General features: G+C 38.6%; 25 protein-coding genes. 20 read left to right on the top strand and 5 right to left on the bottom strand.

Annotated elements, in window-relative coordinates; genetic code table 11:
- Positions 1-97: 97 nt before the first annotated feature.
- The 4 genes from ACTS4L_RS08330 (at position 98) to ACTS4L_RS08315 (ending at position 2,541) form a co-directional block, all read left to right on the top strand.
- Positions 98-604, top strand: coding sequence for a lipase family protein (locus ACTS4L_RS08330; RefSeq protein WP_440617260.1), 507 nt, complete (start codon positions 98-100; stop codon positions 602-604).
- A gap of 603 nt (positions 605-1,207) precedes the next feature.
- On the top strand, positions 1,208-1,417 hold the full coding sequence (locus ACTS4L_RS08325; RefSeq protein WP_440617258.1) for a cold-shock protein: 210 nt from the start codon (positions 1,208-1,210) through the stop codon (positions 1,415-1,417).
- The gene (gene rpsU, locus ACTS4L_RS08320; RefSeq protein WP_151193542.1) at positions 1,417-1,629 is read left to right on the top strand and encodes a 30S ribosomal protein S21; all 213 of its coding nucleotides are present in this window, start codon (positions 1,417-1,419) and stop codon (positions 1,627-1,629) included. The genes ACTS4L_RS08325 and rpsU overlap by 1 nt, the downstream gene beginning before the upstream one ends.
- Positions 1,630-2,541 (top strand): LpxL/LpxP family acyltransferase, encoded by a 912-nt coding sequence (locus tag ACTS4L_RS08315; protein ID WP_440617257.1) that lies wholly within the window; start codon positions 1,630-1,632, stop codon positions 2,539-2,541.
- 94 nt (positions 2,542-2,635) lie between these two features.
- Here the strand turns inward: ACTS4L_RS08315 and ychF are convergent, their stop codons facing one another.
- The 3 genes from ychF to rluD form a co-directional block, all read right to left on the bottom strand.
- Positions 2,636-3,727: a redox-regulated ATPase YchF gene (gene ychF / locus ACTS4L_RS08310; RefSeq protein ID WP_440617255.1), complete on the bottom strand. Its 1,092-nt coding sequence runs from the start codon at positions 3,725-3,727 to the stop codon at positions 2,636-2,638.
- A gap of 30 nt (positions 3,728-3,757) precedes the next feature.
- Positions 3,758-4,333 carry an aminoacyl-tRNA hydrolase gene (pth, locus tag ACTS4L_RS08305; protein ID WP_440617254.1) on the bottom strand — a complete coding sequence of 192 codons (576 nt, stop codon included), beginning with the start codon at positions 4,331-4,333 and terminating at the stop codon, positions 3,758-3,760.
- A 67-nt stretch (positions 4,334-4,400) separates the two neighbouring features.
- The gene (rluD, locus tag ACTS4L_RS08300) at positions 4,401-5,486 is read right to left on the bottom strand and encodes a 23S rRNA pseudouridine(1911/1915/1917) synthase RluD (RefSeq protein WP_440617253.1); all 1,086 of its coding nucleotides are present in this window, start codon (positions 5,484-5,486) and stop codon (positions 4,401-4,403) included.
- A gap of 87 nt (positions 5,487-5,573) precedes the next feature.
- Between rluD and ACTS4L_RS08295 the strand changes: the two genes are divergently transcribed.
- The 6 genes from ACTS4L_RS08295 (at position 5,574) to ACTS4L_RS08270 (ending at position 10,892) form a co-directional block, all read left to right on the top strand.
- On the top strand, positions 5,574-6,374 hold the full coding sequence (locus ACTS4L_RS08295; protein WP_440651927.1) for an outer membrane protein assembly factor BamD: 801 nt from the start codon (positions 5,574-5,576) through the stop codon (positions 6,372-6,374).
- A 94-nt stretch (positions 6,375-6,468) separates the two neighbouring features.
- On the top strand, positions 6,469-7,530 hold the full coding sequence (locus ACTS4L_RS08290; protein ID WP_440617251.1) for a recombination-associated protein RdgC: 1,062 nt from the start codon (positions 6,469-6,471) through the stop codon (positions 7,528-7,530).
- Positions 7,531-7,559: 29 nt separating this feature from the next.
- Positions 7,560-8,942, top strand: coding sequence for a replicative DNA helicase (gene dnaB, locus ACTS4L_RS08285; RefSeq protein WP_440617259.1), 1,383 nt, complete (start codon positions 7,560-7,562; stop codon positions 8,940-8,942).
- 48 nt (positions 8,943-8,990) lie between these two features.
- Positions 8,991-9,227, top strand: coding sequence for a hypothetical protein (locus ACTS4L_RS08280; RefSeq protein ID WP_440617250.1), 237 nt, complete (start codon positions 8,991-8,993; stop codon positions 9,225-9,227).
- Complete coding sequence (locus ACTS4L_RS08275) at positions 9,217-9,591, top strand: type II toxin-antitoxin system PemK/MazF family toxin (RefSeq protein ID WP_440617248.1); 375 nt, start codon at positions 9,217-9,219, stop codon at positions 9,589-9,591. The genes ACTS4L_RS08280 and ACTS4L_RS08275 overlap by 11 nt, the downstream gene beginning before the upstream one ends.
- A 77-nt stretch (positions 9,592-9,668) precedes the next feature.
- Entirely contained in the window at positions 9,669-10,892 is a 1,224-nt protein-coding gene (locus tag ACTS4L_RS08270; protein WP_440617246.1) for an aminotransferase class V-fold PLP-dependent enzyme, read from the top strand.
- 123 nt (positions 10,893-11,015) lie between these two features.
- On the opposite strand, the gene typA is transcribed toward ACTS4L_RS08270, so the two are convergent.
- Positions 11,016-12,833: a translational GTPase TypA gene (typA, locus tag ACTS4L_RS08265; protein WP_440617245.1), complete on the bottom strand. Its 1,818-nt coding sequence runs from the start codon at positions 12,831-12,833 to the stop codon at positions 11,016-11,018.
- A gap of 406 nt (positions 12,834-13,239) precedes the next feature.
- The gene (locus ACTS4L_RS08260) at positions 13,240-13,893 is read right to left on the bottom strand and encodes a DedA family protein (protein WP_440617244.1); all 654 of its coding nucleotides are present in this window, start codon (positions 13,891-13,893) and stop codon (positions 13,240-13,242) included.
- Positions 13,894-14,058: 165 nt separating this feature from the next.
- Here ACTS4L_RS08260 and ACTS4L_RS08255 point away from each other — a divergent pair, with 165 nt between their 5' ends.
- From ACTS4L_RS08255 to ACTS4L_RS08210, 10 genes are all read left to right on the top strand, one after another.
- Positions 14,059-15,837: a TIGR03546 family protein gene (locus tag ACTS4L_RS08255; protein WP_440617243.1), complete on the top strand. Its 1,779-nt coding sequence runs from the start codon at positions 14,059-14,061 to the stop codon at positions 15,835-15,837.
- A gap of 428 nt (positions 15,838-16,265) precedes the next feature.
- Positions 16,266-16,553, top strand: coding sequence for a co-chaperone GroES (locus tag ACTS4L_RS08250; protein WP_440617242.1), 288 nt, complete (start codon positions 16,266-16,268; stop codon positions 16,551-16,553).
- Between the two features lie 142 nt (positions 16,554-16,695).
- Positions 16,696-18,342, top strand: a complete 1,647-nt coding sequence (groL, locus tag ACTS4L_RS08245) for a chaperonin GroEL (RefSeq protein ID WP_440617241.1) — start codon at positions 16,696-16,698, stop codon at positions 18,340-18,342.
- Between the two features lie 173 nt (positions 18,343-18,515).
- The gene (gene mraY, locus ACTS4L_RS08240) at positions 18,516-19,607 is read left to right on the top strand and encodes a phospho-N-acetylmuramoyl-pentapeptide-transferase (protein ID WP_440617240.1); all 1,092 of its coding nucleotides are present in this window, start codon (positions 18,516-18,518) and stop codon (positions 19,605-19,607) included.
- Positions 19,608-19,619: 12 nt separating this feature from the next.
- Positions 19,620-20,969 carry a UDP-N-acetylmuramoyl-L-alanine--D-glutamate ligase gene (murD, locus tag ACTS4L_RS08235; protein ID WP_440617239.1) on the top strand — a complete coding sequence of 450 codons (1,350 nt, stop codon included), beginning with the start codon at positions 19,620-19,622 and terminating at the stop codon, positions 20,967-20,969.
- A gap of 4 nt (positions 20,970-20,973) precedes the next feature.
- Positions 20,974-22,179, top strand: coding sequence for a putative lipid II flippase FtsW (gene ftsW, locus ACTS4L_RS08230; protein WP_440617238.1), 1,206 nt, complete (start codon positions 20,974-20,976; stop codon positions 22,177-22,179).
- Between the two features lie 14 nt (positions 22,180-22,193).
- Positions 22,194-22,757 (top strand): cytochrome b/b6 domain-containing protein, encoded by a 564-nt coding sequence (locus tag ACTS4L_RS08225; RefSeq protein WP_440617237.1) that lies wholly within the window; start codon positions 22,194-22,196, stop codon positions 22,755-22,757.
- Positions 22,758-22,790: 33 nt separating this feature from the next.
- Positions 22,791-23,858: a 3-deoxy-7-phosphoheptulonate synthase gene (locus tag ACTS4L_RS08220; RefSeq protein WP_440617235.1), complete on the top strand. Its 1,068-nt coding sequence runs from the start codon at positions 22,791-22,793 to the stop codon at positions 23,856-23,858.
- A 14-nt stretch (positions 23,859-23,872) separates the two neighbouring features.
- Complete coding sequence (locus ACTS4L_RS08215; protein WP_440651926.1) at positions 23,873-25,387, top strand: UDP-N-acetylmuramoyl-L-alanyl-D-glutamate--2,6-diaminopimelate ligase; 1,515 nt, start codon at positions 23,873-23,875, stop codon at positions 25,385-25,387.
- On the top strand, positions 25,380-26,756 hold the full coding sequence (locus ACTS4L_RS08210; protein ID WP_440617232.1) for a UDP-N-acetylmuramoyl-tripeptide--D-alanyl-D-alanine ligase: 1,377 nt from the start codon (positions 25,380-25,382) through the stop codon (positions 26,754-26,756). Before ACTS4L_RS08215 ends, ACTS4L_RS08210 begins: the two co-directional genes overlap by 8 nt.
- Positions 26,757-26,837: the final 81 nt, after the last annotated feature.

Below are 26,837 nucleotides of genomic sequence, written 5' to 3'. Positions count from 1 at the left end.
CATAAGGAGCGCTGAAACTACGCATTCAGTGCGAGACAAAAACAGCAGTTAAGAGCCATATAAAGTTGGACGTAACAATAGTGATAAAAATACGGTAATCATTAGTTTTAGAGGAAGTGATAATATAACGAATTGGCTACTGGATGCTTTTGTTAAACCATCTTTCTTCAATGGCACTAATACACGAGCACACACTGGATTTCAACTGTATTTGATAGAGATATTGTTGAACAAAAAATTTCTAAATTGGATTGATAGTAATGTAGATAGTAATACTCAAGTTATTATTTCCGGACACAGTTTAGGTGGGGCAGTAGCCACACTTTTTTCAGCTAAAATGCTTATGGATGACACGCTAAAAGCGGATCATTTATCAGTGATTACTTTTGCTGCACCTGCTGCTGGCCAGTATGATTTTGCCGAGTACTTTAAAGATAAATTGGTCAATTACATTTGGGTTGCAAATATTGTTGATCCAGTTGTGTATATCACACAGGCATTTGGCTATCACCATTTTGGTATTTCATCCTTTTTCATGAGTGTTAAAGAAAGCTGGGTAACACACAGCATGGCAAATTACTATCAGCATATTTTCAGCCTTTAGTGTTAGCTAGCACTACAATCATACCATTCCATTTGCACCCAATCATACCAGTAAGTCTGGACTTGGTGGAGCTACAGCTAAGTAATGGATCAAGAATAAGTTGCGTCAGCTAATACCTCTCCCCTTGCGGGATTGCTCGTGCAGCTTAAGCTGCACGGGTGAGGGGGTAATTAAAGCTCAACTTATTTTTGAATTATTACTAAATTGGAAATTATTGATAATTCTTGGTCATCTGTATTATGTTGTTTGGAGACATCGCCATAATACGATCATGATCCTTCAACTACAGTTTACGATAATTGTTTGCACATAACTTTTTAGGTATGTGATTTTTTAAGTAACTCAATTTTTCCTATCGTCATCAGACAAAAGATTATCTCGTTTCTTCAAATAAGTTCCTATAATTAATGATGTCGGTAGCAGATATAAGCAAGATTCTACAATATCATCGAAGTTCTATGTAAAAGAACTGGCGACAACAACAAAAAGTGCAAATAAATATTTTTTGGGAACTTATATCTTTGCCATTTCTTTCGTGTTATGGTGTGGCGGCTACATAGCAATATCGCTATGTACGTAAATCAATAAAGAGATATAAAAAATATGAGTAATAAAGTACAAGGTACCGTAAAGTTTTTTAATAGTGCAAAAGGATTTGGATTTATTCAACCTGATAATGGAAGTAACGATGTTTTTGTGCATATAACAAATCTAGATGCCACTGGTGGGTATTTACAGGATGGTCAAAGCGTTATGTTTGAAACACAGCAAGGTAAAAAAGGACCCGAAGCCATCAATGTTGAGTTGGCATAATGCCTCGCATTAGAGTCGATGATCGTAAACCTTTTGACATAGCGCTAAGACAATTTAAACGCGCATGTGAAAAGGCTGGTATTGTTAAGGAAATGCGAGAGCGACAACATTATACAAAACCTACGGAACAAAGAAAAATAGCCAAAAGAGCGGCAATTAAACGCGCTAAAAAAGAATCAAGAAATGCATTTTCTTCTAGAGCATTTCGCTAAATGAATAACCGTTTTATTCATCCTCGATATTATACGAGCTGGATACTTGTTTTCTGTTTGAAATTATTTGTTCGATTACCCTACAAATGGCAAATGAAGACAGGAAGATTCATCGGCAGAAAGTTTTATAAACTGGCAAAGCGTCGTTATAAAATAACTTATCGCAATCTTCAATTATGCTTCCCAGATAAATCGACAATAGAGCTTGAAAAATTATGCCAGCAATCATTTGAAGCCCTTTGCATGTCTGGCATTGAAACTGTTATTGCATGGTTTATGCCAGATAAAAAATTTAGGAAGATTTATTTGGATAAGCAGTTTTCCAAAGACTTTATTAATCATGATCCTAACCATGCGATGATATTGCTTGGTGGGCATTTTAGCTGCATGGAAATAATGGGCAGGTTAATGGCAAGCAACCTTAAAAATTTCAATGTAAGCTTTATTTATCAAAAGCATAAATCTGATTTTTTTGAGTACATCATGACTTCCTCCCGCAGTCGTTATGCCAAGCTCTGTATTCAACGTAAAAATGTGTTCTCCATCATTAAAAATCTTTTAAGGGGGGAGACTATTTGGTATGCGCCTGATCAAGACTTTGGCAACGAGAGAACTTTGTTTGTTCCCTTTTTCAAAATCCCTTGTGCAACGCTAACGGCTACAAGCTGGTTAGCAAAAAACGGTAAGAGCGACATAATACCATGCTATTACATAAGGAAAAAAGATTTATCAGGTTATGAAATCCATATGATGTCAAAATGGCAAAATTTTCCATCAGGAAATGGCTATGATGATGCTGAGCGATATAATCAATTTTTAGAAAATATAATTTTAAGGTATCCAGATCAATATTTATGGCAACATAGGCGATTTAAAACCAGACCTAATGGGGGAGAAAACCTTTATCAGTAAGATTTTTTTGAAATATGCCCCCTCAGTGCACGTGCCTTAATGCTAGTCCGGTTACGCCGCATAACACATAGGGAAAAAATAGAGTTCTAGCTCTCTACACATTAAACCTAAAATGAACAACATCGCCATCGTGAACAATATACTCTTTGCCTTCTAAGCGCGCTTTGCCGGCGTCTTTGGCACCTTTTTCGCCACTGTATTCAATATAATCATTAAAGCCAATAACCTCAGCACGAATAAAGCCACGTTCAAAATCAGTGTGAATCTTGCCAGCGGCTTGTGGTGCTGTAGCACCGATAGGAATAGTCCAAGCGCGCACTTCTTTCACCCCTGCAGTAAAGTAAGTTTGTAATTGTAGCAGTTTGTAACCTGCGCGAATAACACGATTAAGTCCAGGCTCATCTAATCCTAGATCGGTTAGAAACTCCATTTTTTCATCATCATCTAGCTCAGCAATTTCAGATTCAATGGCAGCGCATACTGCTACAACATCGGCATTATCCGCTTTGGCAAACTCAATGACTTTATCTAGTAAAGGGTTGTTATCAAAGCCAGATTCATCAACATTAGCAATATAAAGTGTTGGCTTGTTTGTTAATAACGGTGTTTGTTTGACCCAAACGCCTTGCTCATCATTAAATGCAAAGCTGCGTGCGGGTTTTTCAGATTCCAAATGTTCTTTTAAGTTTTGATAGAACTCAAGTTGTAGCTTGGCTTCTTTGTTGGCACTTTTAGCAAGCTTCTGCAGGCGTTGAATGATCTTGTCAACGCTTTCAATATCAGCAAGTAATAACTCTGTGTTAATGGTTTGAATATCATCAATCGGATTAACCTGTCCGGCAACATGTACGACATCATCATTATTAAAACAACGGACAACATGCGCTATCGCATCGGTTTCACGAATATTGGCTAAGAATTTGTTGCCCAAACCTTCGCCTTTGGAAGCACCTGCAACAAGTCCTGCAATATCAACGAACTCCATCGTTGCCGCGATAACTTTTTGTGGATTAACAATATTCGACAATTGATCTAGACGTGGATCAGGCACTGAAACCATGCCAACATTTGGCTCAATCGTGCAAAAGGGGTAGTTTTCTGCTTGAATGCCCGCTTTTGTTAATGCATTAAATAGAGTTGATTTGCCGACGTTAGGCAGTCCGACAATGCCGCATTTAAAACCCATATAAAACCCTTATTAATTGTTATTTTATTTCTATTTCTGGTGAAGCTCATTCATCACGCGTTGATGATTGCCCTGTATTATATCGTCTAGATAAGAAATCGCACGTGTAATGCCGTGATCAATGGCAATTTTATCATCCAAAGAGGGTTTGCCTAGTACGTAGCCCACGACTTTATTGCGATCTCCTGGATGATTAATGCCAATACGTAAGCGATGATAATCACGTGTACCAAGAGATACATCAATATCTCGTAAACCATTGTGTCCGCCGTGTCCGCCGCCTTTTTTAAGACGAATTTGTCCACAAGCTAAATCCAGCTCATCGTGTGCAACTAAGATTTCATCTGGCGCTATTTTATAAAATTGCGCTAATTTAGACACCGCTAAACCGCTTTTATTCATAAAGGTATGCGGGTATAAAAGCCAAAGTTTGTTGACGCCAATTTGTGTTTGTGCTGTAGCACCATGAAATTTACCATCACTTGTTAGTGTTAAGTTTAACTTATCTGCAACGGCGTCTAAAAGCCATTGCCCAGCATTGTGGCGCGTGCCTTTATATTGACTGCCAATATTGCCAAGACCAACGATGAGTTTTATTTGTGCCATATTTGTAATACCTTTACTTGATTTCATTACTTAAGATGAAGCCGTATTTTCTAGATTGTAATATTGCTTATTCTTTACTGTCATAATCATCGTAATCTTCATGATCCTCAAAATCATCAAACTCATCATAATCATCAGCAAACTCAAAATAATCGTCATCAAAATCATCGTCTGCATAGCTGTATAAACTCTCAGCATCTTGACGCAAGGTTTGAATGAGGTCTTGCATGTCTTTAGGTGGCTTGGCACTAAACTCCACTAATTCATTACTCACCGGATGAATAAAAGCTAGCTTATAAGCATGCAATGCTTGGCGACCAAAGTCTTTTAGTAGCGTTTGTGCTTCATCAGATAAACCGCGCGCTAATTTTAATCTCGGATTATAAACAGGGTCTCCAACTAAGGGTGCCTTGATATGCGCCATATGTACACGAATTTGATGGGTGCGCCCAGTTTCTAATTTGCAACGAATGCGCGTGTGTGCGCGATAACGCTCTAACACAACAAAATGCGTAATTGCATCTTTGCCCGTGGGGGTCACCGCCATTTTTAAGCGATTATGTGGACTTCTGCCTATTTTGGTTTTGATGGTACTGCCCACCGTAATATAACCTGTGGCAATTGCTTCATATTCACGCTTGACTTGGCGCTTTGATAATTGCGCGACAAGTGATGCGTGCGCTTTGAGACTCTTAGCTGCAACCATTAATCCAGAAGTATCTTTATCCAATCGGTGAACAATGCCTGCTCGAGGCACTTTGGCAAATGCAGGATCATGTGCTAATAGCGCGTTGGATAATGTGCCCGATAAGTTACCTGCCCCTGGATGAACAATTAGTCCCTCAGGTTTGTTGATCACAATGACATCATCATCTTCGTAAATAATATCAAGTGGGATATCCTCAGGTTGCCAATGGTTTTTATCCTCTAGTGCAGCATTAAGTGCAATTTCCTCGCCACCAATGATTTTATCCTTGGCTTTTTTGACTTCGCCATTAACGAGAATGGCGCCTTCTTTTAACCATTTTTGTAATTGTGAGCGTGAGTAGTCACTAAAGACGCTGGATAAACATTGATCCAAACGTTGACCAGCACAGCTTTCAGGTGCAATAACATTTTGCTGAATGTTTTTAGATACGGTATGATGTGGCACAAATAAAATCCTATCAAGACGCCGGTTAAATTGTGCATCATTGTAAACAATAAATGACAAAGGCGGTAATAAATTAAAGGGTAATCGATGAAAAAGATCAGTTTGGCATTAAGCGGCTTGGGCGCGCTTTTGTTAATGGCAGGATGCTCAACCACAACGACTAAGGTATTGCCATATCAAGGCGAGAGCGCTGAATATATTTATGCCAAAGGGCATGAGCAGGTTAAAGATGGCGATTATTATAAAGCGATTGATACCTTTAGATCGTTAAACTCACAATATCCATTCCAAAGTTATACTGAAATGGGTAATTTAGAGCTGATTTATTCTTACTATGAAGATGGGCAACCTGAGATGGCTTTAGGGCTGGCTCGCCAGTTTCTACGTGCTTATCCGACATCAAAGCATTTGGGCTATGTTTATTATATGATGGGTGTGATTAACTATGATAATGGTCGTGGGTTCCTACAGCGGCGCTTACCATACGATATGGCGCAACATGATCCGGCAGCATACTTGCAGGCTTTTAATGAGCTAAAACGCTCGGTGATATTAAGTCCTAAAGCATCTTACGCCGAAGATGCAAGACGCCGTATGGTGCATATTAATAATGTCGTTGCTGAGTATGAATATAACATTGCTAATTTCTACTTTGAGCATGAGGCGTATGTTGCTGCCATTAATCGCGCTAAGATCGTTGTTGAAAAATATCCACAAAGTAACTCGATTGAAAATGCTTTGGTTCTGTTGATTAGAAGTTATGATATTTTGAAAATGCCTGAGTTGGCAGAGAAATCAATGGAAGTATTAAAAGCAAATTATCCTAATAACACTTATCTAAAGTCTTTAGAAGATGCTGCAAAACGTCCAACAGTGGTGTTTAAGTAAACCTCAATTAATTGTGTAAAATTAGTTGATATGGATAGAACTCGTGAAGCGCTTAATGACAAAGGCGCTTTTTTAATGAATAAAGGTAATAATTATGTGGTTTAAAAATTTAGCATTATTTCAATTTACAGAAAACTTTACAGTCAGTGCTGATGCGCTTGAGAAACAATTAGCTGAGCATGCATTTAGTCCGTGCTCAACAAGTGCGCCAATATCAATGGGTTGGGTGTCACCAATGGCGCAAGATATGCCATTAGTGCACGCAGCCTCTGGTTTTATGATGGTGTCGTTTAAGATCCAAGAAAAGATGGTGCCAGCAGGAGTTATCAAAGAGCTCTTGGATGAAAAGATCGAAGAGATTGAGTTAAGAGAGTCACGTAAAGTCAAAAAGAAAGAAAAAGATACGTTGAAAGAAGAGATCTATCAAAGCTTGTTACCTCGCGCTTTTACGCGCAATACAGTCATTAATGCTTATATAGATACACAAGCCGGCTGGCTTATCGTTAATGCCTCATCCGCTAAAAAAGCTGAAACGTTAACCGTTAATTTGCGTAAAGCGTTGGGTAGTTTGAAGATTCGTATTCCTGAGGTGGTGCCTGTATCGATGCTTTTAACGCAATGGCTTAAAACCAATGAATATCCACAAGATCTAACCATTGAAGATCAATGTGTATTGCAGGACAATAAAGATGCATCAGGCATTATCCGCTGTCAACGCCAGAACCTATTTACCGATGATATTTTGTCATTGATTGATTCAGGACGCGAGGTCATTCAACTTGGGCTTTCATGGCAGGATCAGTTGAGTTTTGTGATTAACGATGAGTTTATGTTGAAGTCATTGAAGTTTTTAGAAGTAGTACAAGACAAAGCCAATGATATTGTTTCTGAGACTAAACAAGAACGCTTTGATGCTGACTTTATCATCATGGCCGAGACCTTGCGTGAATTTATTGATTTTATTATGCAGATTTTTGCTAAAGAGTCGCAAGAGATTGAGGTTTCTGATATAGCTAATGCAGTAAGTGGTGATGTAGGCTCTGTTGAAAATAGCGAAGAAGCAAGTCAACCAAATGACAAAGATAGCGCCCCATGGGAAGAGAGTGAAGCAACAGATGATACACTTGATACCTCAGTTGATCATCAAAACCAGTGATATAATATTTTATGCATCCAAATGAAGTAATGTCTTTAAATAGCCAACTTGAGAATATCAAGCGACCACCATCCTCAATCGATGCTGAGCGTTCAGTCATTGGTGGGTTGATATTGGATAATGAGGCATGGTTTAAGATTGAAGAAATTTTGCGACCTGATGACTTTTATAGTACACAACATCGTATTGTTTTTCGCCAAATGCAAAAGCTGATTAAAGATGAATCACCTTTTGATATCATCACTTTAAGCGATTCATTGTCAAATGAGAAATTGTTAGAGCAAGCAGGGGGGCTTCACTATTTAGCTGAGATTGCCAAGAATACGCCAACAGCTGCTAACGTTGTCGCCTATGCTGAAATTGTTAAAGAGCGCTCAAAATTACGTGTGCTTTTAAATACAGCCACTGATATTGCCAATATGGTTTACGTGCCAGAAGGGCGTAAAGCTGTAGATATATTGGATGTCGCTGAGCAGAAGATTTTATCAATTGCTGAGAGCGATACTGGGCGCAGTGATGGTCCTAAGTCGGTGCGTGACATTATCCCAAGTGTGATTGATCGCATTGATGCGATGATGGAAGCAAGTGATGGTATTACCGGTATTTCCAGTGGCTTTACAGACTTGGATGAATTAACCTCAGGCTTGCATCCTGCGAATCTAGTGATTGTTGCCGGGCGCCCATCCATGGGAAAAACAACCTTTGCCATGAATTTAGCAGAGAATGTTGCCAGAGGTGCTGAAAAGCCGGTACTTGTGTTTAGTTTGGAGATGCCATCAGAAGATATTGTGCTTAGAATGATTTCATCTCTTGGTCGCGTTGAGCAAAATGCGCTAAGGAATGGTCGCCTAGAAGATGAGCATTGGGCGAAGATCACAACAGCAATGGAAGTGTTATCCAAAGATTTCAATATGCATATTGATGATAGTGCGGGTTTATCACCTGCTGATATGCGCTCGCGTGCGCGTAAGCTTTATAAAGAGCAAGGCGGCTTGAGTATGATTGTTGTCGATTATCTGCAGTTAATGAAAGTACCAGGTTATGAAAATAACCGTACACAAGAGGTCTCAGAAATATCACGTGCATTAAAATCTCTTGCCAAAGAGTTACATGTGCCTGTTATTGCTTTATCACAGCTTAATCGTGGCGTTGATGATCGTGCGGATAAACGTCCAATGATGTCAGATTTACGTGAATCTGGTGCGATTGAGCAGGATGCTGATGTGATTATGTTTGTCTATCGAGATGAAGTCTATCATAAGGATAAGGAAGATAATAAAGGCTTAGGCGAGATTATTATTGGTAAACAGCGTAATGGTCCGATAGGTAATATTAAAGTACATTTTGAAGGACGTTTTTGTCGATTTGCTGATTTAACCTTTGAGCAAAGTGTACCGTTTGGAGTGCATTAAATATATTTTATGATATACTAAAATATATTTAAAAATATGGAGGTTACTATGTCAACGATTTCATTAAAGTTGAATGATGCACTTGAGAAAGAGAGTATGTTAATCGCAAAGTCGTTAGGCTTATCCAGAACTAAGTTTATTACTCATGCTATCGAGCATGAAATTGCTCGCATAAAGCGCAAAAATGAACGCAAGGAAATAGCGCAATTTTTAGTGCAAATGAGTGGTAATTCAGACTATCAAAGAGAGTTACATGAAATTGAAAGAGGCTTAGATGATGATTAAACACCTTAAAAATTCGGGTGTTTACTTGGCGAATTTAAACCCAAATAAAGGCAGTGAGATTGGCAAAAAAAGGCCGGTCATTGTATTAACACATCAGACTTTTCTTGATAGTGGTATTTCCCCTTTATTTATTTGTCCACTGAGTACACAGTCATATGATAAAAGCCGAATTTTGCACGTCAAGATAACGGCAAGGGATCATTTACAGCAGGATAGCTTTGCTTTGCCTGAGCAGTGTCGATCAATTTCAATGCTAAGATTAGAACCAACATTAATTACCAGTATTACCGACAAAGAGAGGTATGAAATTTTTAGTAAATTGGATCTATTAATAGGGTTTAAGGAAAATATAAATACTTTTTAATTATTTAGGCTATGCCATTGATATCATTTTGTCATAGAATGATGAGGTTGATTAAATACAGCAGCAGAGCATTTAAAGTGTTAGATATACAAAAAATTCGTCAGGATTTCCCTTTTTTAAAGCAAACCATTCATGGTAAACCGGTGGTGTTTTTAGACACTGGTGCCTCAGCACAAAAGCCAAATATCGTGATTGATGCGGTCAAAGATAGCTACACCAATGACTATGCTAATGTCCATCGAGGTGTTTACTATCTAAGTGATCAAGCCACTGAAAAATACGAGGGCACGCGCAAAATCGTTCAGCACTTTATTGGTGCACAAAAGATGGAAGAAATTATCTTTACCAAAGGGACAACTGAATCGATTAATCTGGTGGCAAGCTCGTTGTTAGATCAGTACTTTAATGCCGGTGATGAGATTATCATTACCGAGATGGAGCATCATGCCAATATTGTACCATGGCAATTAATGAGCAAACATAAACCCTTGACGATTAAATATATTCCGGTAACCGATAAAGGTGAACTAGACTTATCCGTTTTGCCATCCTTATTGACAGAAAAAACAAAGCTTGTCTCGTTAACACATTGCTCAAATGTATTAGGGACGATTAATCCCATTAAAGAAATTATTCAAAATATTCGCAAAACACATCCTGACGTTGCGATTGTTGTTGATGGTGCGCAATCTGTCGTTCATCAGAAAATTGATGTGGTTGACTTAGACTGTGACTTCTTTGCTTTTTCCTCACATAAACTTTATGGCACTACGGGTGTTGGCGTGTTATATGCCAAAGAGAAATGGCACCATTTAATGTCTCCCTACCAAGGTGGGGGTGACATGATCAAGCTTGTAACGATGAATGAGACGACATTTGCTGAACCACCGTATAAGTTTGAGGCAGGTACTCCTGATATTATTGGTGTGATTGGTTTATCTAAAGCGATTGAATATGTGCAAAGCATTGGGATTTGTAAGATTAAAGCGCATGAAGAAATGTTGCTTCACTATGCTACAGAGAAATTACAAAGCATTCCAAGGCTTAGAATATTAGGTGAAAGTGCGCATAAAGCCGCAGTCATTACCTTTGTTATTGATGGATTTCATGCTAATGATTTGGGCACACTGCTTGATCTATCAGGGGTTTGTGTACGCACAGGGCATCATTGTGCGCAACCGTTATTGCAGCGTTATAACGTGCCATCGACGGTGCGTGCATCGTTTGGTGTTTATAATACCAAAGAAGATGTTGATATGTTGGTTCAAGGACTGCATAAAGCGATTAAGATGTTGTCATAAATGATGGTGAATGTATTGGGTTACGATCAAATATTCGTTTAAGCGTGCTCTGAGCAAAGTCGAAGAGTATGCAAAGATAAATAGCTTCGACTAACGCTCAGCCAACTTTATGTTTATAGCAGATTACTCTTTTGACCGTGAGTGACGTTTACGATCTGATTCAGTCAACATTTTCTTACGTAGACGAATCGATTTTGGTGTGATCTCAACGAGTTCATCATCTTCAATAAACTCTAATGCATACTCAAGTGTGACTTTAATTGGCGTAGTTAACACAATACTCTCATCTTTGCCAGAAGCACGTACATTCGTTAGCTGCTTACCTTTGCATGGATTAACGGTTAAGTCATTATCACGTGAATTAATGCCGATAATCATGCCTTCATAAACTTCAATACCATGCCCAATAAATAGCTTGCCGCGTTCTTGAAGATTAAATAAAGCAAAGGCCAATGCTTTACCTGCGCAGTTTGAAATTAAGGTACCATTTAAACGTGATTCAATAATACCTTTTTTCATTGGACCATAATGATCAAATATTTTGTTGATAATGCCAGTCCCTGAGGTAATGGTCAAAAATTCAGTATAAAAACCAATTAAACCACGCGACGGAATGACAAATTCTAAGCGCACACGGCCTTTGCCGTCGGGCTCCATGTTTCTAAGCTCACCTTGGCGTAAGCCCATTTTCTCCATCACAGAACCTTGATATTGCTCATCAACATCGATAATCGCCTGCTCATAGGGCTCACACATTTCGCCATCAATTTCTTTAAAGATCACATGGGGGCGAGATACAGCGATTTCAAAACCTTCGCGACGCATGTTTTCAAGTAGGATAGATAAATGCAGTTCACCACGACCAGAGACTTTGAATTTATCAGGATCATCAAGTTGCTCAACACGAAGGGCTACATTGTGTAAAAGCTCTTTTTCCAAACGATCTTTAATTTGACGAGAAGTGACAAACTTACCTTCGCGACCGGCAAATGGCGAGTTGTTTACTTGGAAAGTCATCGAAATCGTTGGTTCATCAACCGATAGTGGCGGCAGCGCTTCAACACAATCTAATGCGCAAATGGTATCAGAGATATTAATACCCTCAATACCGGTAATGCAGACAATATCACCTGCGGATGCTTCAGGCACTTCAACGCGCTCAAGTCCCATATGACCTAATACTTGTAATACACGACCTTGTTTTGTGTTGCCATTTTTATCAATAATGCTCACGGGTGTATTGGTTTTGATCTTGCCACGTTTGATGCGACCAATGCCAATAGTGCCAACAAAACTTGAATAATCCAATGATGAAATCTGCATTTGAAATGCACCATTTTCATCAACTTCAGGTGGCGATACACATTCAACAATCGTTTCAAATAGGGCGTTCATATTGTCAGTGATTTCATTTTCATCCATTGTCGCAAAGCCGTTTAATGCCGATGTGTAGACAACAGGAAAGTCAAGTTGCTCATCAGTGGCACCTAAGCGATCAAATAGGTCAAACACTTGATCCATCACCCAATCAGGGCGCGCCCCTGGGCGGTCAATCTTATTAATAACAACAATGGGTTTTAAACCGCGCGCGAAGGCTTTTTCAGTTACAAAGCGCGTTTGTGGCATCGGACCATCAACAGCATCAACCAAAAGAAGCACCGAATCAACCATTGACATGACACGTTCTACCTCACCACCGAAGTCAGCATGCCCTGGTGTGTCGACGATGTTGATGCGATAATCATTCCATTTAATGGCAGTATTCTTGGCAAGAATCGTGATGCCACGTTCTTTTTCCAGGTCGTTTGAGTCCATTACGCGCTCAACCTCAGCACCACGTGTTTGTAAAGTTCCTGATTGCTGTAATAGTTTATCGACCAGTGTTGTTTTGCCATGGTCAACGTGGGCAATAATCGCGATATTACGTAAATTTTCGATCATAAAATTATATTCTTTAAGAGTTATCGTAAATTGATTAGTGATTGTACGGTCACATTTAAAATACGCAATGTTTTTTTGTGAGATTTGCATATCGTAAGGCAAATTGAGGATGCTGCATCATTTCTTAAATAAAGGTATTTTAAATTTTTAAGGTGACGCACTGGATTTATTGTTATTTAGAAAAGGGTTTGATAAGTTGTTTTATAAATCTAAGGGCAAGTTTAACAAAATTAAGATCTTGTTTTTTGTCTTAACTTTGCTAAACACCCTATCCTCCCCCCAGAGTATTGCAACAGTGTATTAGCTTTCTTTTGAACTTGCCAAGATGAAGGTAGATTATCAATGATTTGTTGATAAATAAACATACTGAATCATACGAAATGTATCATGATTAAAAAGATGACAATTAGCTGTTTTTTTGTTTTTTAAGTGAGCGGCGCTTTTTAATTATTTCAATAATGGCAGGGGTGATTGAGACAAGTATAATAGCAATAACAAGATAGCTGAAATTTTCCTGCATAAATGGAATATTACTAAAGAAATAACCAAGATAGGTAATTGACCCGACCCATATAAACGCAGCAAGAACGCTTAAGGTGACAAAGCGGCGATAGGGCATCTCACCCATACCTGCAGCAAATGGGGTGAATGTGCGAATAATGGGTACAAAGCGCGCGATAATAATGGCTTTGGCACCATATTTTTCAAAAAATTGATGCGTTTTTTCAAGGTGAGATGTTTTAAGAATTTTGGCATCTGGTTTAAAAAGTTTCTCGCCAAACAAATGACCTATCCAATAGTTGACGTTATCACCCAAGATGGCAGCAAATGCCAGTACAAATACCATTAAGTGAACGTTTAAATTAGTGGTGGCAGTAATAATGCCAACGGCAAATAACAAAGAGTCACCGGGTAAGAAAGGCATAATGACTAATCCGGTTTCACAAAAAATGATTAAAAATAACAATGCATAAGTCCAAAGACCAAAGGTATTAACCAATGTGTTCATATGAACATTTAGGTTGAGCACAAAGTCAATAAGATAGTGTATTAAATCCATAAAATAGCGAATTAGCAAAATTAAGTTGGCTGCATTATAACGAGAGATTGCTAGAGGGGCTATGAAAACCTGTGTTTACAATTAACTGTTAAGCGTATCAAGCTTGAGTGAATCAATTTTTTAGACTAAAGTTTGTTTGAGAGTCGATTTAGAAAGGATATCACGATGAAATTTATCAAAAAACTTATAGCAATTATTACAGGGCAATCTAATCCGATGCAGCTTTTCTTAGCAGCATTATTTGGTTTTGTTTTAGGATTTATGCCAGGGTTTCAACATGCGCCACTTATTTATCTTATTGTCGTTTTGCTTTTATTACTATTAAATGTCAATTTAGTGGTGGCAGCAATTATTTTTGCGATTGCTGAAATTTTATCCTTTATTTTAGAGGGAATTTCTTACCATCTTGGTACTTGGCTACTCGATGGTTTCTTGCAACCTTTATTTAAATGGATGATCAATGCGCCAATATTAGCATATGCCGGATTTGATTATTATCTGGTGGCTGGTAGCTTTATCTTGGCAATCATCCTTGGTGTGATTTTGGGATTTATGCTTGCTCGATCTGCCAAAAATATCAAAGTTAAAATGGCAGTGCTACAGACTGAAAAAGAAGCGTACAATAGAATCATTAATAAGCGATTTATCAAAGTCATATCATGGGCAGTTTTTGGAAAATCAGCACATAAAGTTGATTGGGTTCAGTTGCGTGATAAAAAACTCAAGCACCCCTTTCGTTGGTGGGGTGTGATTGTAACGGTTATTATCATTATTCTGTTATTTATTATGAGTAGCTTTTTGCAGTCGCAAGTTGTCAAAAACATTTTAGTAACTCAATTAACTAAGGTGAATGGTGCGACAGTGGATATAGGTCAACTTGATGTTGATGCTTTAGATGGAAAAATAGTTATCAAGGATGTGGCTTTTGCTAACCCTGAGAACTTATATCAAAATAGCTTCTTTGCAAAAGAGCTAAAGGCTGAAGTCAATATTGGTTCATTGTTGGCAAAACGCCTTGAGCTAAGTGATGTGGTTGTTGATAGTGTATTAACGAATAGCAAACGTCAAAGCAAAGCATCATTATATGCTAATACCAGTGCAGATAGTGATGTTGCGACTCAAGTTGATGATAAAGCAAAAATAGTAAACTCAGCGGAGGATATGAGTAAAGAAGATAAAATACAACAATTTGATGTACGCCATTACATTAAAAATGCAAACACGTATTATGATTATCTGACTAAACTTGTGCGCGTGATTAAATGGCTAGCACCTGAGTCCGTAGCTCAGGAAAATAAAGCCACCAGTAAAGAAAGTAACGATGCTGTACCGGTCTATCAATATGCGCAAAGGCAGGCACTGCACCTAATTGAACAATCACCGACCTTAGTGATATCAAATCTTATGATCAATAACATTCATTATAATGATGATTTACAATTAAATGTCACTGCAAGTAATCTTTCAACACAACCGTGGCTTACCATTGCACCGACAAAAATTAATATTGTCAGTGTTGATAAGCGTGTAAACATTGATTTTGTCAGTGCCAATAATAGTCGGATTGCACCAAGCTTTGCTTTAATGCTCAAAAATATGTCTGCGGATAAACTATTAAGTGATATTAAGTTTGGCAATAATTTTAATCTCACTGCTAAGACATATGATATTAGTATGCATGGGGCTTGGGCATGGCAATCTGGTGATATTCAGCTGAATGCGCCTGCAAATATTACGTTTTATAATGCTAAGGTTAATGCTGGTGGTGTCAATCAGTCATTAGCTAAGTTGCCTCTAAAATTTAATGTGAAAGGTAGTCTGAGCAATCCTGTCATTGAGATGAATAATGCCCAGTTACAGAATATTTTAATTGAATCAGGCACCAGTGCGGTAAAAGATCGATTAAAGGATGAATTAAAAAACAGATTGCCGATTGGTTGGTGATGTTTACAACAATGTTGAATGTCACTCACATGGGTGAAATATGCTTGAAGTTAAACTAAAGATTAATGGCACTACCTTAAGAAATAGCTTGTAAATATAGGCTCTGCAACGAATTTAAACAAACCATCCCTGATAAAATGGATTGCCACACATCCATGCTCGCAATGACATCCTCTGATTTGTCATCCTGAGCCAGGATGGCGTGAGGATCCAGTGCGAAGCTGCCATGGATGGTTAGTGATCCTCTTAAAGATAGTGCTATTAGAACTAAAGATGATTTTTGTGTGTAAAATAATCAATGATTTGAGCCTTGAAAAATAAAGCAAAAAACTTTTGAAAAAATTCTTGAAATGCAAATTGCTATCACCATATTTCTGCCTGCAATAAACAACTAATGTTTAACAATAGCTTAAAAAAGGAGTCTAAATATGGCAATTCGCCCTTTACATGATAGAGTGTTGGTTCGTCGCGCTGAGGAAGAAGAAAAATCAGCAGGCGGGATTATCTTAACGGATAGCGCTAAGGAAAAACCAATGCAAGGTACTATTATTGCAGCAGGTCACGGTAAGATTTTAACAGACGGTGGCGTTCGTGCGCTTGATGTTAAAGTGGGTGATAAAGTGTTATTCGGGAAGTACGCTGGCAATGAAGTTAAAGTTGATGGTGAAGAACTATTGATGATGCGTGAAGAAGATATCATGGGTATTGTTGAATAAAAACGTGATATGTCTGTTGATTTTCGGTAGGGGCGTATTGCATACGCCCAATACTGAGGGTAATACCATCATCAGATGATCGACTTTAAAAGCAAAATTTTTAGTTAAAAGTAAACAAAACGAAATTTAAGAGGAAAGAAACATGGCCGCTAAAGAAGTAATGTTTTCAGATGACGCTCGTGCACGTATGCTAGATGGTGTTAATACATTAGCCAATGCAGTAAAAGTCACACTAGGTCCAAAAGGACGCAATGTTGTACTTGAGAAATCATTTGGAGCCCCTGCAATCACTAAAGATGGTGTATCTGTTGCCAAGGAAATTGAATTAAAAGACAAGTTTGCCAATATGGGTGCGCAAATGGTTAAAGAAGTTGCATCAAAAACTGCTGATATTGCAGGTGATGGTACAACAACAGCAACTGTTTTAGCACAAGCTTTGTTAACAGATGGTTTAAAAGCAGTTGCAGCTGGCATGAACCCTATGGATCTTAAGCGTGGCATTGATAAAGCAACGATTAAAGCAGTTGATGCATTAAAAGCACTTTCTAAGCCATGTGCTGATAACAAGGCGATTGAGCAAGTCGGTACAATTTCTGCAAACTCTGATGCAACCGTCGGTGAGTTGATTGCTAAAGCAATGGCTAAAGTTGGCTCTGAAGGTGTTATCACGGTTGAAGAAGGTAAAGGCTTTGAAGATGAGTTAGACGTTGTTGAAGGTATGCAATTTGACCGTGGTTACTTATCACCATATTTTGCAACGAATCAAGAGAATATGACGGCTGAGCTTGAAAATCCATACATTTTAATCGTCGATAAGAAAGTATCTAATATTCGTGATTTATTGCCGACATTAGAAGGTGTTGCTAAGTCTGGTAAACCATTATTAATCATTGCTGAAGATGTCGAAGGTGAAGCATTAGCAACATTAGTTGTTAACAATATCCGCGGTATTGTTAAAGTTGCAGCGGTTAAAGCCCCAGGTTTTGGTGATCGTCGTAAAGCAATGTTGGAAGATATTGCCATCTTAACAGGTGCTACGGTTATTGCTGAAGAAGTTGGTTTAACGTTAGAGAAAGCAACAATTGAGCATTTAGGTACGGCTTCACGCGTGCAAATCACCAAAGATGATACGACAGTTATCGATGGCGCAGGTCAAAAAGCGAATATCGAAGCACGTGTTGCTCAAATCAAAAAGCAAATCGAAGAGTCAACTTCTGACTATGATCGCGAGAAGCTTCAAGAGCGTTTAGCTAAATTAGCAGGTGGTGTTGCGGTAATCCGTGTTGGCGCTGTGACTGAAGTTGAAATGAAAGAGAAAAAAGACCGTGTTGACGATGCGCTTCATGCAACGCGCGCTGCGGTTGAGGAAGGTGTTGTTGCCGGTGGTGGTGTGGCTTTACTTCGCGCACAGGCAGCTCTTGAAAACCTAAAAGGTGACAATGAAGACCAAGATCATGGTATTTCATTAATGCGTCGTGCGATGGAAGCCCCTTTGCGTCAGATCGTTAAAAATGCCGGTGGTGAAGCCTCTGTTGTTGTTAATAATGTTCGCGCTAAAGATGGCAGCCACGGTTACAACGCTGCAAATGATACTTATGGTGATATGATCGAGATGGGTATCTTAGACCCAACGAAAGTAACTCGCTCAGCGCTACAACACGCGGCATCTGTTGCGGGTCTTATGATCACAACCGAAGCAATGGTTGGTGAGATCAAAGAAGATAAAGCTGATCCAGCTGCTGCTATGGGTGGCATGGGCGGAATGGGGGGCATGCCTGGCATGATGTAATCATCAGCTACCCACAACTATAAACAATAAGAAGGGGCGTTACGCCCCTTTTTTATTATCTTTTAAACGCAGCACTGGTTGTATTCTGCAATTAGGCTTACTAGAATACTTTGCATTTGTAGTGCACTGGCTTTCAACAGTGTAATTTAAGTTTTAAGGCAAGGTTTTTTTAGATGTTATTATGGTTCACCAGTTGGTTGTCACAGTATTTTACGTTTATGCATATTTTCAGCAGTTATGTGACGGTGCGCTCGCTAATGGCAGCATTAACAGCGTTGTTGATTAGTTTATTTATTGGTAAACCGATGATCAGTTGGTTGAGTAAAATGCAGATAGGGCAGGTGGTGCGGGATGATGGTCCGCAAACGCATCTGGTTAAGAAAAATACGCCAACAATGGGAGGGTGCTTAATTATTTTTTCCATTGTTGTATCTATTTTATTATGGGCAAAATTAAATAGTCCCTTTATATGGGTACTGCTTTTTGTACTTGTCAGTTTTGGTCTAATTGGTTTTTTAGATGACTTCCTAAAGTTAGTATTAAAGCACCCTAAAGGTTTGCGCGCGAAATATAAGTATTTGATGCAATCGATTTTCGCGATAATGGCAATGCTATGGATTTATGCGTTATTGCATAACTATATGGATTTTAGTTTATCGATTCCATTTAGCAAAGACTGGGGTATTCCACTAGGTGCTTGGGTTATTCTGTTGGGGTATTTTGTGATAACGGGCAGTAGCAATGCGGTGAATTTAACCGATGGCTTAGATGGATTGGCAATTTTACCGATTGTGTTGGTGGCAATGGGGCTTGCCATTTATGCTTATGTGATTACCAATAGTGCCTTTGCAGGGCACTTGCTTTTTGATTATATGCCCAACGTTGGTATTGATGAGCTTGTTGTCTTTTGTGCTGCAATTGCTGGCGCTGGTTTTGGCTTTTTGTGGTTTAATGCTTACCCGGCTGATGTGTTTATGGGTGATGTTGGTTCGCTCGCATTAGGGGCGACACTTGGCACCATTGCGGTGATTATTCGTCAAGAATTAGTGCTTTTTATTATGGGCTTTTTGTTTGTCATGGAAACGGTTTCGGTTATTCTGCAAGTTGGCTCATATAAATTAAGAAAGAAACGAATTTTTAAAATGGCACCACTTCATCATCATTTTGAGTTAAAAGGGTGGCCTGAAACCAAAGTGGTGGTGCGTTTTTGGATTTTGACGGTTATTTTTGTATTAATCGGGCTTGCGGCACTTAAAGTGCGCTAATGTGACGATGCAATGATTGAGTTAAAGCCTTTCTTTTATTATCAAACACAACAAATCAAACGTGTATTAGTCGCAGGTCTTGGTGTTTCAGGTGTTGCGGTTGTTGATTACTTAAGCGCTTATGCGCTAGAGATAGATATCTTTGATCAGAATTCTAAAAACACCCGTGTGGAGGTTGATTATCAAAACTTTAATGATATCAATCTTGAATGTTATGATTTAATTGTTGTAGCGCCTGGCATTCCAGTGAATAAAGCACCATTTGATCAATTGCACATTCATTGGCATAAAGTGATTGGTGATATTGAGTTATTTGCATTACATATTATATCGTATAATCGCAATCAAAATAATAAGCAGAAAATGATTGCAGTTACTGGTTCAAATGGCAAGAGTACCGTTGTTTCTTTACTTTTCCATGTACTGAAAAGTCTTGGGATGAATGCTGCTCTAGGCGGGAATATTGGCATTCCTGCTTTGAATTTGATTGATGATGAAGTGGATGTTTATGTGCTTGAGGTCTCAAGCTTTCAGATTGATTTACTAAAGCATGCGCAGTTTGATGTTGTAGCAGTGCTTAATCTATCCCCTGATCACTTGGATCGCTATGTTGACTATCAGGCGTACTGTGATGCAAAGTTGGCATTGCTCGCGCGTGGCAACTATCGTGTGATGAATGCCAAACAAAAAGACGTATTAAATCATAGAACGGATGCTACTTTTTCATACTTTAATAATGACGCGACTTATGTCGATGATGATAAAGCAATATTTCATAATGAGCTATTTTGTCGGCAGTCTGAGCTGATATTACAAGGCAAGCATAATCTTGAGAATATATTAGCAGTGCTAACTATCTTAGGTGGGCTAATGATTTTATCAGATGGTGATAAAGCCAAGATTAAATCAGCAATTGCAACATTTAACCCGCTTGCGCATCGCTGTCGTTTGGTTAGAAAATTTAAAGGCACCCAATATATTAATGACTCCAAAGCAACCAATATTGCATCAACTGAAGCCGCACTTATCGGTTTAGGAAGTAAAGAGACTCAAAACATTATTATTATGTTAGGTGGTTTAGCAAAAGGTGCTGATTTTAGAGAATTAGTCCCAGTGCTTAAGGCATATGTTAGAAAAGCAGTAGTTTACGGGCAGGATGGTAAGCTAATTTATCAAGCCATTGCCAATGAGGTGGATTGTCTGCTGTGTGAGTGCTTTGATGAGGCATTTAATGCTGCCAGAACCCTCGCTTGTCAAAATGATATTGTGTTATTATCACCGGCATGTGCAAGCTTCGATGGTTTTTTAAGCTATGCTCATCGTGGTGAATATTTTGAAGAATTGGTTAATAAGCTAAGGTAACAGAGTGCTTTTTTTTATTCGTAATTTATTGAGTCAGCGCAATAGCAAAAAGGTGCGCGTTCGAGCGACCATTGAGCTTGATATGGCGTTTGTTTTTTTAGTGCTGGGACTATTAGCGTTTGGTTGGATCATGGTAACCTCGGCGTCAATGGTTGATGCAAACTATGACTATGGTAATCCTTATTTTTATTGCATGCGTCAAGGCTTCTTTGCCGTACTTGGTATAGGAGCGATGATATGTGCGCTATTAGTGCCAACGGATAACTATCAGAAAGTCTATAAACTGTGGCTTATCATTGCCTTTGTTTTACTTATTGCTGTATTGATTCCACATATTGGGCGCGAGGTTAATGGTTCAAGACGTTGGATACCTTTGCTTGTGATTAATGTTCAAGTTTCAGAAGTCGTGAAACTATGTGCGATTATGTATTTCTCATCCTACTTAGTGCGTTTTGGTGATGTTGCCAGAGAAACATTCAAAGGTGTCGTCAAGCCATTGATTATCCTTGCAGCAATGGCAGGATTGCTACTTAAAGAGCCTGACTTTGGTGCTTCTGTTGTGATGTTTACCTGTGTTTTTGGCATTATGTTTATGGCAGGTGTTAAATTAAGATGGTTTATTATTTTGATTGTATTAGGAGCAGTTGCTGCAACGTTTCTAGTGCTTTTTGAACCCTATCGTTTAGCACGCTTAAATGGTTTTTTAGATCCGTGGGCAGACCCCAATAATACCGGTTATCAGCTAGTGCAAGCATTGATCTCATATGGAAGAGGCGGCTGGTTTGGTGATGGCTTGGGTAGTGGTATTCAAAAGCAATTTTTCTTACCTGAAGCACATACCGACTTTATTGTATCAGTAGTCGCTGAGGAGTTGGGTGCAGTAGGTGTGATCACGCTGTTAATGGTTTATGCTTATTTGATCTGGAAGGGGATGCGGATTGCCAGTCTTGCTTATGTGCTTAATCGCCATTTTCAAAGCTATGTTGCTTATGGTATAAGCTTTTGGGTGGCTTTTCAGGTGATTGTTAATATTGGTGTGAACATCGGTGTGCTACCGACCAAAGGCTTGACATTGCCATTGATTAGCTATGGTGGAAGTAGCTTGCTTATTATGTGTTTTGCCTTGGGAATTTTGTTGAGAATTGACTTTGAAAATAAGGTTACAGCGGATGAGGTTATGCCGCGTTATATCTATAAAAAAATATCTTAAAGAGTGAGGCATTTATGAAAAAACAAACACATTATGATGTATTGGCACATGTCATTCATTGGTTATTTGCATTAGCCATTATCTTTCAACTATTATCAGCACAATGGATGCATCATAAAATAAAGCCAGGCGTTGAGCCGTGGACATTAAAATTATTTCTATTTCATGAGATTTTTGGTGTCACCGTTTTTTTCTTATTATTAGGGTATTTATTGCGTGCGGCAAGTTTAGTAGAAAAAGATAAATTTGGGCATCTTTTTCCTTACAATAAAAAAGGTTTTAGCCTCGTCATAGATGATGTAAAACTACTGTGTCGTTGCCGTTTACCTGATCGTGATTTTGGTGGTCTAGCAGGGTTAATTCAAGGTTTAGGGTTTCTACTATTGCTTTTGGTTGCTTTCTTGGGGACTCTCTGGCTTGTAATTCCTGCCAATTATATTGGTGCATCATTGCTACATGATATCAAGGAGCTACATGAATTCTTTGCGCAAATTGTTTGGTATTATTTAGCAGGACATGTTGGCATGTTTATAATTCATGTTATAGTGGATAGAATTTCAAAAAATAAAAAAGTATAAAATAAAAAAACAGTATAAAGTGGAGTAGAGAGGGTGATAGACATACACGATAAAACAGATAATACACGTATCAAAGACAAACGCACCTTAGTGCCATCTGGGGTCATCCATGAAGAGCATCCGATGACCAAAGAAGCTACGGCAACCGTGATTGCTGCGCGTAAAGCAGTATCCAATGTGCTACAAAACAAAGACGATCGCTTGGTTGTCGTTGTTGGACCTTGTTCAGTGCATGATATTAAGGCTGCGAAAGAGTATGCTGGACTTTTATTGAGTGAAGCGAGAAAACATGCCGATGAGCTCGTTGTGATCATGCGTGTCTATTTTGAAAAACCAAGAACAACGGTGGGTTGGAAGGGATTAATTAATGACCCTGATTTAGATAATAGCTTTAAAATCAACAAAGGCTTGCGTATGGCGCGCCAGTTATTATTGGACATCTCAGATATGGGCTTGCCATGTGCGACCGAGTTTCTAGATGTGATTAGTCCACAGTATATCTCCGATCTTATTGCTTGGGGAGCCATTGGTGCGCGCACCACTGAAAGTCAGGTGCATCGTGAGTTAGCTTCAGGCTTATCTTGTCCAATAGGCTTTAAAAATGGTACCAAAGGTAGCATTGGTATTGCCGTTGACGCAGTAAGAGCGGCGAAATCAAAGCACCATTTCTTAGGTGTTACCAAACAAGGTACAACGGCGATTTTTGAAACAACCGGTAATGCTGATGCGCATATTATTTTGCGTGGCGGCAATGATGGACCAAATTATGCCAAAGAATATGTTGATCAAACTGCTGACGGTTTAAAAGAGCATCATTTACCTCACAAGGTGATGATTGATTGCAGTCACGGCAATAGTAGCAAAGATTATAAGAAGCAATCTTTGGTGATTGATGATATTTGTGAGCAATACAAAGCAGGCAGTGAAGATATCTTAGGTGTTATGATTGAGAGCAACTTAAAAGAGGGTAATCAATCCATTTTTGTGACTCCTTTAGAGTATGGCAAGAGTATTACTGATGCTTGTGTTGGTTGGGATGAAACAATTGAAATGCTTGATAAGCTCGCCGCTGCTGTTAAAGAAAAACGTCAAGCTAAATAATATCATCAATAATCGTGAAAACTATTGCTCAAATCAGAACCTTTCTAACTGAAATTAATACATTAAAAGCAACTGATTATCAAACAACCGATACTGTAGCTGATCTATATTGTTTAATTGAAAACCTCTATCAAGATCACCGCTTAGTCACAAAAAACGATGGCTTTATTGCGTTGAAAGGTCAAGTGCATGATGGGCATCATTATGTCAAAGACTTACGGGCTAAAGGTGTTAAGCTGATATTAGTCGAAGATCTTAGCTTAGTTGATTCAGCGGATAGCCCCTTTGTTATCGAGATTCAGAATTTAAAATCAATTCTTTCAAGTTTGGCAAGCTGGTTTTATGATTATCCATCTGAGCAACAAAGTATCTTTGCAGTGACAGGTACTAATGGTAAGAGTTCAATTTGTCATTTTTTGGCACAAAGTTTATCGACACTTAATTGCAAGGTCGGTGTGTTAGGCACCATTGGTAACGGGATATTTCCGACATTAACAGATTCTAATTTAACAACATTGGATAATTTAAGTCTTCAAAGAATGCTTAGGACATTCCATTCTCAGGTTGTTAATACAGTTGCTATGGAGGCATCTTCGCACGCGATCGATCAAAAGCGTATTGTCAATGTCAATATTCAAACGGCGATATTTAGTAATCTTGATGTTGATCATTTGGATTACCATCAGACGATGGAAGCATATTTTCAAGCCAAGAGAAAATTATTCTTATTACCAAGTGTTAAGAAATGCGTCATTAATATTGATAATCACTATGGCAGACGCTTGTATTATGAGTTGATTGAAGAACAAGAGAAACAGGTTTTTAGTTTTAGTCTTGTTAATAGCCAAGCCGATTGTTATATGCCAATACAATCGATATCTTCAGGCGGCTTTGTGGTTGATGTGTTTTTTAAAAATAACAAGGCATTAGCTATTACGATACCGATTATTGGTGAGTATAATGTCAGCAATATTGCCGCAGTGGTTTGTGCATTGTTGGTAAACAATTACCTCTTTGCCGACGTATTGAAAACTTTACCTTCTTTACATAACCCTAAAGGACGTCTTGAAAAACTGATACACAATGGAAACGCACTTGTTGTTATCGATTACGCGCATACTGCGGATGCTTTAGCTAACGCCTTACAAGCCGTGCGTGTGCAAACAAAAGGCAAACTATATTGCGTGTTTGGTTGTGGTGGTTCGCGCGAGCATAGTAAGCGTCCATTAATGGCAAAAGCAGCCCAAGATATGGCGGACTTTGTGATCGTTACAGAGGATAATAGTCGCACGGATGAGATTAAAGATATTGTTAAAGATATTATTTCGGGATTTGATGATAAATTTGCAGAATTTATTGTCATTGAAGATCGCAAACAGGCGATAGAATATGCCTTAAGTAAGGCTGATGTTGACGATGTTATTTTGCTCGCTGGCAAAGGGCATGAAACTTATTTAGATAAAAATCATCAAAAAATATATTTTGATGAGCGAGATGTGGTATTGGATTTTTGGAGAAAAAATGATTAAGTCATTAAAGTCATTGGCTTTGCAGTTAAATGACTGTCAGTACATTGGACAAGATGTGGCAATTGCTGGTGCACATATTAATTCCAAAGAGATTAATGAAGGTCAGTTATTTGTGGCATTAAAAGGCGCACGCGATGGGCATGACTTTATCAATAATGCCATACAAAATGGTGCCGTTGCCGTTTTGGTGACACAAAAACAAGACAATCTTGATGTGCCACAAATCATCGTCAAAGATACTCGTCAAGCACTGTTTGATTTAGCTTTTTTATATCGGCAAACACTTAGTATGCCAGTATTATCAATAACGGGAAGTTGCGGCAAAACAACGACCAAGGAAATGCTAGTGTGTATGCTTAAAACATTCGGTAAGGTGCATTACAGTCATGGTAATTTCAATAATGATCTTGGTGTACCAATGACGGTGTTGTCAACCCCGCATAATGCTGATTTCTTGGTGATTGAAGCCGGAACTAACGCCCCAGGTGAGATCCCGCATTTAACACAGTTAATTAAGCCCGATTATGCCGGTATTACCAATGTTTCAGCATCACACTTGGAAAAGCTAAAATCACTTGATGGTGTGATGATTGAAAAGGGTGCCTTACTGCAAGGGATAAAGGCGCAGGGTAAAGCAATGATTAATTTGGATGACGCAAGAATTAATGCTTTTGCTAACGATTTAGCGGTTAATCAAGTCACATTCTCAATGAATAATACTAATGCAAATATTTATCTATGTGAGCAAACAGAGTCAACAACAGCACTGAGCTTTACAGTGAGTGTGGCAAAAAAACAATATGAGGCACAGCTTAATGTCGTTGGGGCGCATAATATCCAAAATACATTAACAGCACTTTCTTTTATTTATGCATTGCAATTAGATATTGATACAGCGCTTAAAGCATTAGCGCATTATCAACCCTATAAAGGACGATTCTCTTTAACCTCTTTAAATGATTATATAACCATAATTGATGATACTTATAACGCCAGTGTTCAGTCTGTGAAAGCAGCCATTGAAGATTTAGCGAAATTTAAGGGTAATAAGTATCTGGTGCTGAGCAATATGGGCGAGCTTGGTGAGCATGCTGAGTATTATCATCAACAGATTGGGTGTATGATAAAACAATCACGCATTGACTATGTCTATTTGTATGGCAATAAAGCGTGGATGACATTGCTTGCCAAAGCGGCAGGAAATCATGCACACTATTTTGAGCAAAAGAGTCCCTTAATTAAAGCACTACAGGATGACCTTAGTAAAAATCAAAATACACGCTCACGCATCTTAGTGAAGGGATCACGTGCCAATAAGATGGAAGAAGTGGTGAACAGTTTAAGGCAGTATTATAAGGAAGTAGAGTGATGAAAATGGCTATAATTTAGATCAGCTAATTATCACCTAATACTTGTTTTTAATGTACTGAGCTATTGACCAAAATAACGA

Source organism: Cysteiniphilum sp. 19S12-1, from assembly GCF_052030685.1.
Classification (GTDB): Bacteria; Pseudomonadota; Gammaproteobacteria; order Francisellales; family Francisellaceae; genus Caedibacter.
The sequence above is the reverse complement of the archived record's forward strand: the minus strand, read 5'-3'. Positions and strand labels throughout refer to the sequence as shown.